Below are 12,437 nucleotides of genomic sequence, written 5' to 3' on the forward strand. Positions count from 1 at the left end.
ATTTACATCAACACACTAATGTAACCGATTACACTAATGTGATTTGCATCTCATATTTTTACGGTTCACTCACCTACCCTTTGCATTGATAAAACTGATAACCCAACTGGAGGGCATAATGCCTGACAATAAAAAACAGGGGCGTACGTCCAACAAGGCGATGACATTCTTCGTCTGCTTCCTCGCCGCCCTGGCTGGATTACTCTTTGGTCTGGATATCGGCGTGATTGCCGGTGCATTACCTTTCATCGCCGATGAGTTTCAGATAAGCGCACACACTCAGGAATGGGTGGTGAGCTCCATGATGTTCGGTGCGGCGGTCGGTGCTATCGGCAGTGGCTGGCTCTCCTTCAGACTGGGCCGCAAAAAGAGCCTGATGATTGGTGCCATTCTGTTCGTTGCCGGTTCACTGTTCTCTGCTGCGGCACCCAACGTTGAAGTACTGCTGGTGTCTCGCGTATTACTCGGTCTGGCCGTCGGTGTTGCGTCTTATACCGCTCCGCTTTACCTCTCCGAAATCGCGCCGGAGAAAATCCGCGGCAGTATGATTTCGATGTATCAACTGATGATCACCATCGGGATCCTGGGGGCTTATCTTTCCGATACCGCTTTCAGCTACAGCGGCGCATGGCGCTGGATGCTCGGCGTCATCATCATCCCTGCTATTCTGCTGTTGATTGGCGTGTTCTTCCTGCCAGACAGTCCGCGCTGGTTTGCCGCGAAGCGTCGCTTCGTGGATGCCGAACGCGTGCTGCTGCGCCTGCGTGATACCCGTGCAGAAGCAAAAAACGAGCTGGAAGAGATCCGCGAAAGCCTGAAGGTCAAACAGTCTGGCTGGGCACTGTTCAAAGAGAACAGCAACTTCCGCCGTGCGGTGTTCCTGGGCGTGTTGCTGCAGGTGATGCAGCAGTTCACCGGGATGAACGTCATCATGTACTACGCACCAAAAATCTTTGAACTGGCCGGTTACACCAACACCACAGAGCAGATGTGGGGCACCGTCATTGTGGGACTGACCAACGTACTGGCGACCTTTATCGCCATCGGGCTGGTAGACCGCTGGGGCCGTAAACCGACACTCACGCTGGGCTTCCTGGTCATGGCCGTTGGTATGGGCGTACTCGGCACCATGATGCATGTAGGCATTCACTCACCAGGCGCACAGTACTTTGCCGTGGCCATGCTGCTGATCTTTATCGTTGGTTTTGCGATGAGCGCCGGCCCACTGATTTGGGTGTTGTGCTCTGAGATCCAGCCGCTGAAAGGGCGTGATTTCGGTATCACCTGCTCTACCGCAACCAACTGGATTGCCAACATGATTGTCGGCGCAACATTCCTGACCATGCTCAACAGCCTGGGTAATGCCAACACCTTCTGGGTTTACTCCGGTCTGAACCTGTTCTTTATTATTCTGACCGTCTGGCTGGTTCCAGAAACCAAACACGTGTCGCTGGAACACATTGAACGTAACCTGATGAAAGGTCGTCCGCTGCGCGAGATTGGCGCGCACGACTAATCCTCTGACGGGAGGTGCCCCTTGCACCTCCCCGCTTCGCGTTTTATGCTCTGCCCTTATGAAAGCTCCCCGTCTCCCTATCGCCATTCAACAAGCCGTTATGCGCAGCCTGCGGGAAAAACTCGCCCAGGCAAACCTGAAGCTTGGCCGAACTTATCCAGAACCTAAACTGGTCTATCAGCAGCGCGGCACAGCTGCCGGTACGGCCTGGCTGGAATCCTATGAAATCCGCCTGAACCCGGTATTGATGCTGGAAAACCAACAGGCGTTTATCGACGAGGTTGTTCCACACGAACTGGCACATCTGTTGGTATGGAAACACTTTGGCCGCGTAGCACCGCACGGTAAAGAGTGGAAGTGGATGATGGAGGCGGTGCTCGGCGTTCCGGCGAGCAGAACCCATCAGTTCGAGCTGGAATCGGTGCGCCGCAATACCTTCCCCTACCGCTGCCAGTGCCAGCAACATCAGCTGACCGTTCGCCGTCATAACCGGGTGGTGCGCGGCGAGGCGACCTACCGCTGTGTTAAATGCGGAGAACCGCTGGTTGCGGAATAATCAACTGAACTATCAAGAACTTTCCTGACCAGACTGATTGCATACGGGAACAACATTCGTTACGTTGCGGGCTCGTTTTGACACGGAGTGTAAGATGTCCCGTAATTTCTCTTTCGCGGTCGCCTTTCTGACGACGGCATTCTCCGGCCATGCTCTGGCCGACGGTATCAACAGTTTCTCTCAGGCCAAAACCGCAGGCGTTAAGGTTAACGCTGACGTGCCGGGCGATTTCTACTGCGGCTGTAAAATTAACTGGCAGGGCAAAAAAGGGGTCGTTGATCTCGAGTCCTGCGGTTATAAAGTTCGCAAAAATGAGAACCGCGCCAGCCGAATCGAATGGGAACACGTGGTTCCGGCATGGCAGTTTGGTCACCAGCGTCAGTGCTGGCAGGACGGTGGCCGTAAAAACTGTACCAAAGATCCAGTATACCGCCAGATGGAAAGCGATATGCACAACCTGCAACCGGCGGTTGGCGAAGTAAATGGCGATCGCGGCAATTTTATGTACAGCCAGTGGAACGGGGGCGAAGGACAGTATGGTCAGTGTACCATGAAGGTGGATTTCAAAGAGAAAGTCGCCGAACCGCCAGCCCGCGCACGGGGCAGCATTGCCCGCACCTATTTCTATATGCGCGACCGTTACGAGCTCACTATTTCCCGCCAGCAAACGCAGCTATTTAATGCCTGGGACAAGCAGTATCCGGTGACGGAGTGGGAATGCCAGCGCGACGAACGCATCGCCAAAGTACAGGGGAATCATAACCCTTATGTCCAGCGGGCTTGCCAGGCGCAAAAGAGCTAACCTACACTAGCGGCAATTCGCTTACATCGTATTACACACGGAATTTCTGACTATGCGCATTCCTCGCATCTACCACCCTGAACTGATTACCGCAGGCCGCGAAATCGCCCTGTCTGATGAAGCCGCTAACCATGTAGGCCGCGTTCTGCGTATGGGTGCAGGCCAGGCGATTCAGTTGTTTGATGGCTCCAATCAGGTTTTCGACGCTGAAATTACGCGTGCCGATAAAAAAAGCGTGCACGTGAACATACTGCGTGGCGAAGTCGATGATCGTGAATCCCCCCTTCACATTCATCTGGGCCAGGTGATGTCGCGCGGTGAGAAGATGGAATTCACGATTCAGAAATCCATTGAACTGGGTGTAAGCCTCATTACGCCACTTTTTTCTGAACGTTGTGGCGTTAAACTGGATGCGGAACGTCTGAACAAAAAGATCCAGCAGTGGCAGAAAATTGCCATTGCGGCCTGTGAGCAGAGCGGCCGCAACCGTATTCCGGAGATCCGCCCAGCGATGGATCTGGAGGACTGGTGTGCTGAAGAGGAACCCGGGCTGAAGCTCAATCTTCACCCGCGCGCCAGTGCCAGCATCAATACGCTACCGTTGCCCGTTGAACGTGTACGCCTGCTGATTGGCCCGGAAGGTGGTCTGTCAGCTGACGAAATTGCCATGACGGCACGTTATGCGTTTACTGATATTCTGTTGGGACCTCGCGTTCTGCGCACTGAGACAACGGCACTCACCGCCATTACCGCGCTACAGGTACGGTTTGGCGATCTGGGTTGAAGCAAAGCCTGACCCATTAACGGAGAAGAACATGATCAAGCTCGGCATCGTGATGGATCCCATCGCAAACATTAACATCAAGAAAGATTCCAGCTTCGCTATGCTGCTGGAAGCGCAGCGTCGCGGCTATGAACTTCACTATATGGAGATGAACGATCTCTACCTGATCAACGGTGAAGCCCGCGCACGCACTCGCATCGTTAACGTCGAGCAGAACTACGACAAATGGTATGAATTTGGTACCGAGCAGGATATCGCGCTTGCCGACCTCAATGTTGTCCTGATGCGTAAAGATCCGCCGTTCGACACCGAATACATCTACTGCACCTATATCCTTGAACGTGCAGAAGAGAAAGGAACGTTGATCGTTAACAAACCGCAAAGCCTGCGCGACTGTAACGAGAAGCTCTACACCGCATGGTTCTCTGACCTGACGCCTGAAACGCTGGTGACTCGCAACAAGGCACAGCTGAAAGCATTCTGGCAGAAGCACGGCGATATCATTATGAAACCGCTGGACGGTATGGGTGGCGCGTCTATTTTCCGCGTGAAAGAGAGCGATCCGAACATCGGGGTGATTGCCGAAACGCTGACCGGGCTGGGTACACGTTATTGCATGGCACAAAACTATCTGCCAGCCATTAAAGACGGTGACAAACGCGTTCTGGTCGTGGATGGCGAGCCGGTACCTTATTGTCTGGCGCGTATCCCTCAGGGTGGCGAAACCCGTGGTAACCTGGCGGCCGGTGGCCGTGGCGAACCGCGTCCATTAACCGAAAGCGACTGGGAAATTGCCCGCCGCGTGGGCCCTACCCTGAAAGCCAAAGGCTTGATCTTTGTCGGCCTGGATATCATCGGCGATCGTCTGACTGAAGTGAACGTCACCAGTCCAACCTGTATTCGTGAAATCGAAGCGGAGTTCCCGGTCTCGATCACCGGAATGCTGATGGACGCCATCGAAAAACGTTTACAGAATTAACTTCCCAATGAGTGACAGCGTTATCGTTTCTACAGCATACTGGACGCTGTCGCTTTTTAAACCAGGAAACAGAACCTCTGACAATGAATTTACAGCATCACTTTCTTATTGCCATGCCTGCTCTCCAGGATCCCATTTTCCGTCGCTCCGTAGTTTATATCTGTGAATACAATGAAGACGGCGCGATGGGTATTATCATCAACAAGCCTCTGGAAAACCTGCAGGTTGAAGGGATTCTGGAAAAGCTGAAAATCGAAGCTGAAGAGCGTTTACCGGAAATCCGTCTTGATAAACCGGTGATGCTGGGCGGGCCACTCGCAGAGGATCGTGGTTTTATCCTGCATACGCCTCCGGCGTTCTCTTCCAGTATTCGTATCTCTGATAACACCGTTATCACGACGTCTCGCGACGTACTCGAAACACTGGGCACCGCGAATCAACCTTCTGAAGTGCTGGTTGCCCTGGGCTATTCCTCATGGGAAAAAGGCCAGCTCGAACAAGAGATCCTGGATAATGCCTGGCTCACGGCCCCTGCCGATATGAACATCCTGTTTAAAACGCCTATCGCCGAACGCTGGCGCGAGGCAGCGAAACTGATTGGCATTGATATTCTGACCATGCCTGGCGTAGCGGGGCACGCATAATGAGCGGAACACTGCTTGCCTTTGATTTTGGCACGAAGAGTATCGGCGTCGCCGTTGGTCAACGCATCACCGGCACCGCCCGCCCACTCACGGCACTAAAAGCCAACGACGGCACACCAGACTGGACGCTGATAGAGCGCCTGCTCAAAGAGTGGCAGCCGGACGACGTAATCGTTGGATTACCGCTGAATATGGATGGCACCGAACAGCCGCTCACCGCCCGTGCGCGAAAGTTTGCCAATAAAATCCACGGCCGCTTTGGCGTGTCAGTTAAACTGCACGACGAACGACTGAGCACTGTAGAAGCACGCGCAGGCCTGTTTGAACACGGTGGTTTCAGGGCGCTTAATAAAGGCAGCATTGACTCGGCCTCCGCCGTGATTATCCTCGAAAGCTATTTCGAACAGGGTTACTGACCCTCTTCAGACGGATACCGGACGGTAGCCCATTGGCGGCTACCCGACTTCGGCGTCATAACAACCGCCCCTGCGCCCGCCGCTCGGCCAGGCTCTGCTCAAAATTCTGCATACCTGCCTGTTGACCGGTTTGAATGATGCCGGGCAATTGCCACGTTTTCCCTTCGCGGATGAGATTTGCCGCCGCCGATGTGTTCACCAGCAACTCATAAAGTGCCACACGCCCGCCCTGCACATCCTGACGGAGTTTTTGCGCCAGTACAGCCCGCAGGCTGCCTGCCAGCTGATTGCGTACTGGCTCTTTCTCCCGGGCCGGGAAGGTATCCACCAGCCGCTCGATGGCCTGCGATGCACCACGCGTATGCAGCGTTGCCAGCACCAGATGTCCGGTCTCTGCCGCCGTCAGCGCCAGACGGATCGTTTCGCTGTCACGCAATTCACCCAGCAGGATCACATCCGGATCTTCACGTAACGCACTGCGTAGCGCCTCGGCAAATGACGGACTGTGCTGACCTATCTCCCGTTGATGGATCAGACAGCGCTCACTTTGGTAGATAAGTTCCACCGGATCTTCGAGTGTCAGAATGTGTCCGTCAGTATGATGATTGAGAAAATTCACCATCGCTGCGAGGGTGGTAGATTTTCCGCTGCCGGTCGCGCCCGTCACCAGAATCAGCCCATTGTCATTGGACAACAGTTCCGGGATCGCTCTCGGCACGCCCAGGGAGGCAAGTTGTGGACAGGCAAGCGGCAGCAACCGTAGCGTTAGCGAGATACCTTTCATGTGGGTAAATGCGCTGCCACGCAGACGCTGATTTCCCGCAAGCGTGACGGCAAAATCCACCTGCCCGTTCGCCCACCACACCCCTTGCTGCTCATCGCTAAGCCAGGTTTTTAATAAGGCTTCAACATCAGGAGAAGAAAATGGCGCAGGTTCAAGGTAACCTAACCTGCGCCAGCGCGGTGGCGAATCACTGCACAGGTGTAGATCGGAGACATTATGCTTTACACTAAGGGCCACGATTTCTTCCAATACCATACAACTCTCCTCGGAAAATGAACGACATTGCGCATAACCTGGCACAGGTCCGGGACAAAATCTCAGCCGCTGCAACACGTTGCGGCCGTGCTTCAGAAGAAATTACGTTACTTGCAGTCAGCAAAACTAAGCCTGCGAGCGCCATCGCAGAAGCCATTGCCGCTGGCCATCGTGCGTTTGGTGAAAACTACGTGCAGGAAGGCGTGGATAAAATTCGCCACTTCCAGGAGCAGGGAAATACCAGTCTGCAATGGCACTTTATTGGCCCATTGCAGTCGAACAAAAGCCGTCTGGTAGCAGAGCACTTCGACTGGTGCCATACCATTGACCGTCTGCGTATTGCCACACGGCTGAACGAACAGCGTCCAGCGGAATTACCTGCTCTAAACGTGCTGATTCAGGTCAACATCAGTGACGAAAACAGCAAGTCCGGTATTGCGCTGAGCGAACTGGATGCGCTGGCGGCAGACGTGGCGGCGCTGCCACGTTTAACCCTGCGTGGTTTAATGGCAATTCCGGCACCTGAGTCAAGTTATGAAAGGCAGTTTGCCGTGGCACAGCAAATGGCTGTAGCATTTGAGGCGCTTAAAGCGCGCTATGCGACGGTAGACACACTGTCTCTGGGCATGTCGGATGATATGGAAGCCGCAATCGCGGCAGGCAGCACGATGGTGCGCATCGGCACGGCAATTTTCGGTGCGCGCGACTACACCAAATAATAAGGAAACCTGAGGAACGCCATGAAGACGTTGACATTCCTGCTCTCAACGGTCCTTGAGCTGTATACGATGGCGCTTTTGCTGCGCGTCTGGATGCAGTGGGCTCGTTGTGATTTTTACAATCCGTTCTCACAGTTTGTCGTGAAAATCACGCAACCTGTTGTAGGACCACTGCGTCGCATTATTCCGGCAATGGGTCCTGTTGATAGCTCGTCTCTGTTGGTGGCGTTTATTCTGAGCGTTATCAAAGCGATCGTGCTGTTTATGGTCATCACCTTCCAGCCGATTATCTGGATCGCCGCCGTCCTGATTCTGGTTAAAACCGTCGGGTCGCTGATTTTCTGGGTGCTGCTGGTCATGGCGCTGATGAGCTGGGTTAGCCAGGGTCGTAGCCCGGTGGAATACGCGCTGATCCAGTTAGCTGAACCACTGCTGCGCCCGATTCGTAGCCTGCTCCCGTCAATGGGCGGTATCGACTTCTCGCCGATGATCCTCGTACTGCTGCTGTACGTCGTCAATATGGGGATCGCTGAGCTGTTACAGTCCACTGGCGATATGTTACTGCCGGGGCTGTGGATGGCGTTATGAGTGCAGTAAGCACCTGCGCCGACGGGCTGGTTTTACGGCTGTATATTCAGCCGAAAGCCAGCCGCGACAGTATTGTTGGATTGCATGGCGACGAATTAAAAGTCGCCATCACTGCCCCACCGGTTGATGGCCAGGCGAATGCACATCTGACCAAATATCTGGCAAAACAGTTTCGCGTCGCCAAAAGCCAGGTCATCATTGAAAAAGGTGAACTTGGGCGGCATAAACAGGTAAAAATCCTCAACCCGCAATCCATCCCGACGGAAGTCGCGGCTCTGACAGAACAGGACTAAACCCATGCAGAAAGTTGTTCTCGCGACCGGTAACGCCGGTAAAGTGCGCGAGCTGGCCTCGTTATTAAATGATTTTGGGCTGGATGTGGTTGCCCAGACCGATCTTGGCGTGGATCCCGCCGAAGAGACAGGGCTGACGTTTATCGAAAACGCGATCCTGAAAGCGCGCCATGCCGCGCAGATCACGGGTCTGCCCGCGATAGCCGATGACTCCGGCCTGGCCGTGGATTTTCTTGGTGGTGCGCCGGGGATCTACTCCGCACGCTATTCCGGCGTAGACGCCACCGACCAGCAGAATCTGGAAAAGCTGCTTGTCGCGTTGGAAGATGCCCCCGACGACCAGCGCACCGCACAGTTCCACTGCGTGCTGGTCTATCTGCGTCATGCAGAAGACCCAACGCCAGTCGTCTGCCACGGTAGCTGGCCGGGTGTGATTGCCCGTGAGGCAGCAGGCAACGGCGGCTTTGGCTACGACCCTATTTTCTTTGTCCCGTCTGAGGGCAAAACTGCTGCGGAACTCACCCGCGAAGAGAAAAGCGCGATTTCCCACCGTGGACGTGCGCTGAAACTGTTACTGGAAGCATTACGTAATGGCTAATTTGCCACCTCTGAGTCTTTATATTCACATCCCGTGGTGCGTGCAGAAATGCCCGTACTGCGATTTCAACTCGCACGCGCTGAAAGGTGAAGTGCCGCACGATGATTACGTTGCGCATCTGCTGGCCGACCTGGATGTTGATGTACCTTACGCACAGGGACGTGAAGTTAAGACCATTTTTATTGGTGGCGGTACGCCGAGCCTGCTCTCAGGCCCGGCGATGCAAACGCTGCTGGATGGCGTGCGGGCGCGCCTTACTCTTGCAGCAGATGCAGAAATTACAATGGAAGCCAACCCTGGCACCGTTGAGGCTGACCGTTTCGTCGAGTATCAGCGTGCGGGGGTGAACCGTATCTCCATCGGCGTGCAGAGCTTCAGCGAGCCGAAATTAAAGCGTCTGGGACGTATTCACGGCCCGGAAGAGGCAAAGCGCGCCGCGCATCTGGCGACAGGGTTGGGTCTGCGTAGCTTTAACCTCGATTTGATGCACGGCCTGCCGGATCAGTCACTGGAAGAGGCGCTGGACGACCTGCGCCAGGCGATTGAGCTAAACCCGCCGCATCTCTCCTGGTACCAACTGACCATTGAGCCTAACACGCTGTTTGGTTCTCGCCCTCCGGTACTGCCGGACGACGACGCGCTGTGGGATATTTTTGAGCAAGGTCACCAGCTGTTGACCGCCGCAGGCTATCTGCAGTACGAAACGTCCGCCTATGCAAAGCCGGGGTACCAGTGTCAGCACAACCTGAACTACTGGCGCTTTGGTGATTATCTGGGAATTGGCTGCGGCGCACACGGCAAAGTAACGTTCCCGGACGGGCGCATTCTGCGCACCGCCAGAACTCGCCACCCGCGTGGGTACATGGAAGGCCGCTACCTTGAACGTCAGCATGATGTCGAGGAGGTGGATAAGCCGTTTGAGTTCTTTATGAACCGTTTTCGTTTGCTTGAAGCCGCACCGCGTGCGGAGTTCTCGCGGTATACCGGGCTGCCGGAGTCAGTGATTCGCCCACAGATTGACGACGCGCTGGCGAAGGGATATCTCACCGAGTGTGATGAATACTGGCAGATCACCGAGCACGGCAAACTGTTCTTAAACTCCCTTCTTGAGCTGTTCCTCGCCGAAGATCTCTGAAGGCGGCTTCAGGATTTTGCATCCCGTTCTGCCGGCTGAGGGAAAGGCTGGCAGAGTGTGGGGATGGACAAATCAAAACAACTCTGCAAAGAAATGACACCCGAAGAATTACGTCTGTGGTATTTGCTCAGAGGTCGCCGCTTCTTTGGATATAAGTTTCGCCGCCAGATGCCAGTTGGGGCGTATATCGTGGATTTTGCCTGTTTTAAGGCGAAGCTAATCATTGAGCTGGACGGTGGACAACATCAGGACAAACAGGCCTATGATTCCCATCGTTCTGAATTTCTGAAAGTGAATGGCTGGGAAGTTATGCGGTTCTGGAATAATGAATTCAGGACCAATGAAGAGAACGTGCTGATGGCTATTTTGCAACGACTGCGATGCCTGATGCCCTCACCCTAACCCTCTCCCACGGGAGGGGAGGCTGACTCCCTCTCCCGTGGGAGAGGGTCCCAGCGAGCGGAGATCTTACTTAAGCGTCCCCACCAGTGCCTTACGGCTGTCTTCCAGCGTCACCACGCGTTTACACACGTCTTTACCGAACTGCTGGAAATCATCTTCCTGATTCTTCCACTCGTTCTGAATCGAGGTCTGCAGCCCGCCCAGGCTACCTAATATCCCCTGCAGTGGGTTACCGCCGCCTTTCAGCACGGCTTTAGCCCCCATCTCGTTGATGCTGTCCTGCAGGATGCCGCCCATCGCCTGGTTCACCAGCTGTTGGCCGTCGGCCCGCACCTGATCGATAGCCTTGTAATGGAACGTCAGGCCGTCGGTGCGATGCTCAATAATACGGTTCATCTGCTCTTTCAGCTGTTTATCCAGCTTAGTCAGGCGGGTACGCATATTGCTGCTCTCACCCACCTCTTTGGTGATGATCTTGTCCAGCGCCACACGCCCCTTCTCGACGCGGGTTAGCGCACCTTCATCAATCCACGGCAGCGAGGCACGCAAATCGGCCTGGTAATCCTTCGCTTGTTCACGCTGCGCGGCAGTCAGGTTTTGCGGTTTACCGTTAAACGTGACGTTACCCTCTGGCGTAATCACCAGATTGCCGTTCTCGCCTTTGACCTGCACAGTTTGCGGGTTTAACACCACATCGTCACGCGGGGTGACACTACATTGATAGTCCGCATGGGCGGTGAATCCGGTTGCCATTAGTGCAACAGCCAGCAACGTTTTGCGCATCATAAACATTCCCTCAGACAAAATGGGCCAGCTAATGCTGGCCCATGACTTCTTTATTAGTCCCACCAAACATCAAAAAGTTCGCTGATGCGGACATCTTCCAGTTTGTGGTCTTCAAGCCATTTGCGCACAAGAGCCTGATGTTCTTCGGTGCATTTACCGACTTCCTGCGTGCAGATCAGACCTTCCCACGCCAGATATCCACTGCCGTCAAAGGCCAGTTTGTTTGGCTCGATAACGTCGTTGATGAACGCATCAACCTCCTGGTCGATCTGTTCTACACTGGTACCTTCCGGAAAACGCCATGCAACGGAGAAACCCACTTCCTGGAATTCTTCAATATGCATTTTTTTACGCAGACGACGGCTACGATTCTTTGCCATTATTTCACCCTCTCGAACATTAAGTCCCATACACCGTGGCCAAGACGATGACCACGCTGTTCAAATTTCGTTAACGGACGTGAATCCGGACGCGGTACATAGTCGTTGCTTGCAGACTGGTTTTTATAACCATCCAGAGACGACATCACTTCCAGCATATGTTCCGCATAAGGTTCCCAGTCGGTCGCCATGTGGAAGACACCGCCCAGTTTTAACTTACTTTTCAGCAACTCTGCAAATGGAGCCTGAACGATACGGCGTTTATTATGACGTGCTTTATGCCACGGGTCAGGGAAAAAGAGCTGAACCATGTTCAAAGAATTGTCAGGAATCATTTTGTGCAGCACTTCTACCGCGTCGTGACACATCACGCGCAGGTTCTCAACGCCCTCTTCATGGGCCGTTGCCAGGCAGGCACCTACGCCTGGTGAGTGTACTTCAATGCCGAGAAAATTTTGTTCCGGGCGGGCTTTCGCCATCGTGACCAGTGACGACCCCATACCAAAGCCGATCTCCAGCGTAACAGGCGCATCGCGGCCAAACAGCTCGGTGAAGTCAACAGGCTGTTCAGTAAACTCAACGCCCATCACCGGCCAGTAGTTATCCAGCGCGTGTTGCTGCCCTTTTGTCAGGCGGCCCTGACGGCGGACGAAGCTGCGAATACGGCGCAGCGGGCGACCGTTTTCATCAAATTCCGGTGAAATGACGTCGTTTTTCATAAAAGAGTTGTCTGCTTGTGAGAATGTTCGGGAAACGGGCATTATCCAAAGTTAAGGCTTCTATGCAAGCATGGGAAAGAT

17 protein-coding genes are annotated in these 12,437 nt (G+C 54.2%); 13 read left to right on the forward strand and 4 right to left on the reverse strand.

Annotated elements, in window-relative coordinates; translation table 11 throughout:
* Positions 1–118: 118 nt before the first annotated feature.
* From galP to ruvX, 7 genes are all read left to right on the forward strand, one after another.
* Positions 119–1,516, forward strand: coding sequence for a galactose/proton symporter (gene galP, locus ACJ9N4_RS05445; RefSeq protein ID WP_182918919.1), 1,398 nt, complete (start codon positions 119–121; stop codon positions 1,514–1,516).
* A gap of 58 nt (positions 1,517–1,574) precedes the next feature.
* Positions 1,575–2,072 carry a SprT family zinc-dependent metalloprotease gene (locus tag ACJ9N4_RS05450; RefSeq protein WP_182272582.1) on the forward strand — a complete coding sequence of 166 codons (498 nt, stop codon included), beginning with the start codon at positions 1,575–1,577 and terminating at the stop codon, positions 2,070–2,072.
* 94 nt (positions 2,073–2,166) lie between these two features.
* Entirely contained in the window at positions 2,167–2,874 is a 708-nt protein-coding gene (gene endA / locus ACJ9N4_RS05455) for a deoxyribonuclease I (RefSeq protein ID WP_411500310.1), read from the forward strand.
* Between the two features lie 52 nt (positions 2,875–2,926).
* Positions 2,927–3,658, forward strand: a complete 732-nt coding sequence (gene rsmE, locus ACJ9N4_RS05460) for a 16S rRNA (uracil(1498)-N(3))-methyltransferase (RefSeq protein WP_182272584.1) — start codon at positions 2,927–2,929, stop codon at positions 3,656–3,658.
* Between the two features lie 31 nt (positions 3,659–3,689).
* Positions 3,690–4,637, forward strand: a complete 948-nt coding sequence (gene gshB, locus ACJ9N4_RS05465) for a glutathione synthase (RefSeq protein ID WP_182272585.1) — start codon at positions 3,690–3,692, stop codon at positions 4,635–4,637.
* An 83-nt stretch (positions 4,638–4,720) separates the two neighbouring features.
* Complete coding sequence (locus ACJ9N4_RS05470; RefSeq protein WP_182272586.1) at positions 4,721–5,281, forward strand: YqgE/AlgH family protein; 561 nt, start codon at positions 4,721–4,723, stop codon at positions 5,279–5,281.
* Positions 5,281–5,697: a Holliday junction resolvase RuvX gene (ruvX, locus tag ACJ9N4_RS05475; protein WP_182272587.1), complete on the forward strand. Its 417-nt coding sequence runs from the start codon at positions 5,281–5,283 to the stop codon at positions 5,695–5,697. The genes ACJ9N4_RS05470 and ruvX overlap by 1 nt, the downstream gene beginning before the upstream one ends.
* Positions 5,698–5,752: 55 nt before the next feature.
* Here ruvX and ACJ9N4_RS05480 read toward each other — a convergent pair whose 3' ends face one another.
* Positions 5,753–6,736, reverse strand: coding sequence for a type IV pilus twitching motility protein PilT (locus ACJ9N4_RS05480; RefSeq protein WP_411500311.1), 984 nt, complete (start codon positions 6,734–6,736; stop codon positions 5,753–5,755).
* Positions 6,737–6,753: 17 nt separating this feature from the next.
* Between ACJ9N4_RS05480 and ACJ9N4_RS05485 the strand changes: the two genes are divergently transcribed.
* From ACJ9N4_RS05485 to ACJ9N4_RS05510, 6 genes are all read left to right on the forward strand, one after another.
* A complete protein-coding gene (locus ACJ9N4_RS05485; protein WP_411500312.1) occupies positions 6,754–7,455 on the forward strand; it encodes a YggS family pyridoxal phosphate-dependent enzyme in 702 nt (233 codons plus the stop codon).
* Between the two features lie 21 nt (positions 7,456–7,476).
* The gene (locus ACJ9N4_RS05490) at positions 7,477–8,043 is read left to right on the forward strand and encodes a YggT family protein (RefSeq protein ID WP_182272589.1); all 567 of its coding nucleotides are present in this window, start codon (positions 7,477–7,479) and stop codon (positions 8,041–8,043) included.
* Positions 8,040–8,336: a DUF167 family protein YggU gene (gene yggU, locus ACJ9N4_RS05495; RefSeq protein WP_014885193.1), complete on the forward strand. Its 297-nt coding sequence runs from the start codon at positions 8,040–8,042 to the stop codon at positions 8,334–8,336. Before ACJ9N4_RS05490 ends, yggU begins: the two co-directional genes overlap by 4 nt.
* Positions 8,337–8,340: 4 nt before the next feature.
* Positions 8,341–8,934 carry an XTP/dITP diphosphatase gene (locus tag ACJ9N4_RS05500; RefSeq protein ID WP_182272590.1) on the forward strand — a complete coding sequence of 198 codons (594 nt, stop codon included), beginning with the start codon at positions 8,341–8,343 and terminating at the stop codon, positions 8,932–8,934.
* Positions 8,927–10,069, forward strand: coding sequence for a radical SAM family heme chaperone HemW (hemW, locus tag ACJ9N4_RS05505; RefSeq protein WP_182918923.1), 1,143 nt, complete (start codon positions 8,927–8,929; stop codon positions 10,067–10,069). The genes ACJ9N4_RS05500 and hemW overlap by 8 nt, the downstream gene beginning before the upstream one ends.
* Before the next feature lie 63 nt (positions 10,070–10,132).
* The gene (locus tag ACJ9N4_RS05510; protein WP_411500313.1) at positions 10,133–10,471 is read left to right on the forward strand and encodes an endonuclease domain-containing protein; all 339 of its coding nucleotides are present in this window, start codon (positions 10,133–10,135) and stop codon (positions 10,469–10,471) included.
* 66 nt (positions 10,472–10,537) lie between these two features.
* Here ACJ9N4_RS05510 and ACJ9N4_RS05515 read toward each other — a convergent pair whose 3' ends face one another.
* Genes ACJ9N4_RS05515 through trmB form a run of 3 tightly spaced genes read right to left on the reverse strand, consistent with a single transcriptional unit; the run spans position 10,538 to position 12,356 of the window.
* Positions 10,538–11,257, reverse strand: a complete 720-nt coding sequence (locus ACJ9N4_RS05515) for a DUF2884 domain-containing protein (protein ID WP_182918924.1) — start codon at positions 11,255–11,257, stop codon at positions 10,538–10,540.
* Between the two features lie 53 nt (positions 11,258–11,310).
* On the reverse strand, positions 11,311–11,637 hold the full coding sequence (locus tag ACJ9N4_RS05520; protein ID WP_182272594.1) for a YggL family protein: 327 nt from the start codon (positions 11,635–11,637) through the stop codon (positions 11,311–11,313).
* Entirely contained in the window at positions 11,637–12,356 is a 720-nt protein-coding gene (trmB, locus tag ACJ9N4_RS05525) for a tRNA (guanosine(46)-N7)-methyltransferase TrmB (protein WP_182272595.1), read from the reverse strand. The genes ACJ9N4_RS05520 and trmB overlap by 1 nt, the downstream gene beginning before the upstream one ends.
* Between the last annotated feature and the right edge of the window lie 81 nt (positions 12,357–12,437).

Origin of the sequence: Enterobacter sp. LM3 (genome assembly GCF_046622475.1) — a bacterium.
GTDB lineage: Bacteria > Pseudomonadota > Gammaproteobacteria > Enterobacterales > Enterobacteriaceae > Enterobacter > Enterobacter cloacae_P.

What these genes read in the sequence shown, in the direction of transcription:
- galP (WP_182918919.1), top strand. Translation starts at nt 119, where the DNA reads ATGCCTGACAATAAAAAACAGGGGCGTACGTCCAACAAGGCGATGACA.
- ACJ9N4_RS05450 (WP_182272582.1), top strand. Translation starts at nt 1,575, where the DNA reads ATGAAAGCTCCCCGTCTCCCTATCGCCATTCAACAAGCCGTTATGCGC.
- endA (WP_411500310.1), top strand. Translation starts at nt 2,167, where the DNA reads ATGTCCCGTAATTTCTCTTTCGCGGTCGCCTTTCTGACGACGGCATTC.
- rsmE (WP_182272584.1), top strand. Translation starts at nt 2,927, where the DNA reads ATGCGCATTCCTCGCATCTACCACCCTGAACTGATTACCGCAGGCCGC.
- gshB (WP_182272585.1), top strand. Translation starts at nt 3,690, where the DNA reads ATGATCAAGCTCGGCATCGTGATGGATCCCATCGCAAACATTAACATC.
- ACJ9N4_RS05470 (WP_182272586.1), top strand. Translation starts at nt 4,721, where the DNA reads ATGAATTTACAGCATCACTTTCTTATTGCCATGCCTGCTCTCCAGGAT.
- ruvX (WP_182272587.1), top strand. Translation starts at nt 5,281, where the DNA reads ATGAGCGGAACACTGCTTGCCTTTGATTTTGGCACGAAGAGTATCGGC.
- ACJ9N4_RS05480 (WP_411500311.1), bottom strand. Translation starts at nt 6,736, where the DNA reads ATGGTATTGGAAGAAATCGTGGCCCTTAGTGTAAAGCATAATGTCTCC.
- ACJ9N4_RS05485 (WP_411500312.1), top strand. Translation starts at nt 6,754, where the DNA reads ATGAACGACATTGCGCATAACCTGGCACAGGTCCGGGACAAAATCTCA.
- ACJ9N4_RS05490 (WP_182272589.1), top strand. Translation starts at nt 7,477, where the DNA reads ATGAAGACGTTGACATTCCTGCTCTCAACGGTCCTTGAGCTGTATACG.
- yggU (WP_014885193.1), top strand. Translation starts at nt 8,040, where the DNA reads ATGAGTGCAGTAAGCACCTGCGCCGACGGGCTGGTTTTACGGCTGTAT.
- ACJ9N4_RS05500 (WP_182272590.1), top strand. Translation starts at nt 8,341, where the DNA reads ATGCAGAAAGTTGTTCTCGCGACCGGTAACGCCGGTAAAGTGCGCGAG.
- hemW (WP_182918923.1), top strand. Translation starts at nt 8,927, where the DNA reads ATGGCTAATTTGCCACCTCTGAGTCTTTATATTCACATCCCGTGGTGC.
- ACJ9N4_RS05510 (WP_411500313.1), top strand. Translation starts at nt 10,133, where the DNA reads ATGGACAAATCAAAACAACTCTGCAAAGAAATGACACCCGAAGAATTA.
- ACJ9N4_RS05515 (WP_182918924.1), bottom strand. Translation starts at nt 11,257, where the DNA reads ATGATGCGCAAAACGTTGCTGGCTGTTGCACTAATGGCAACCGGATTC.
- ACJ9N4_RS05520 (WP_182272594.1), bottom strand. Translation starts at nt 11,637, where the DNA reads ATGGCAAAGAATCGTAGCCGTCGTCTGCGTAAAAAAATGCATATTGAA.
- trmB (WP_182272595.1), bottom strand. Translation starts at nt 12,356, where the DNA reads ATGAAAAACGACGTCATTTCACCGGAATTTGATGAAAACGGTCGCCCG.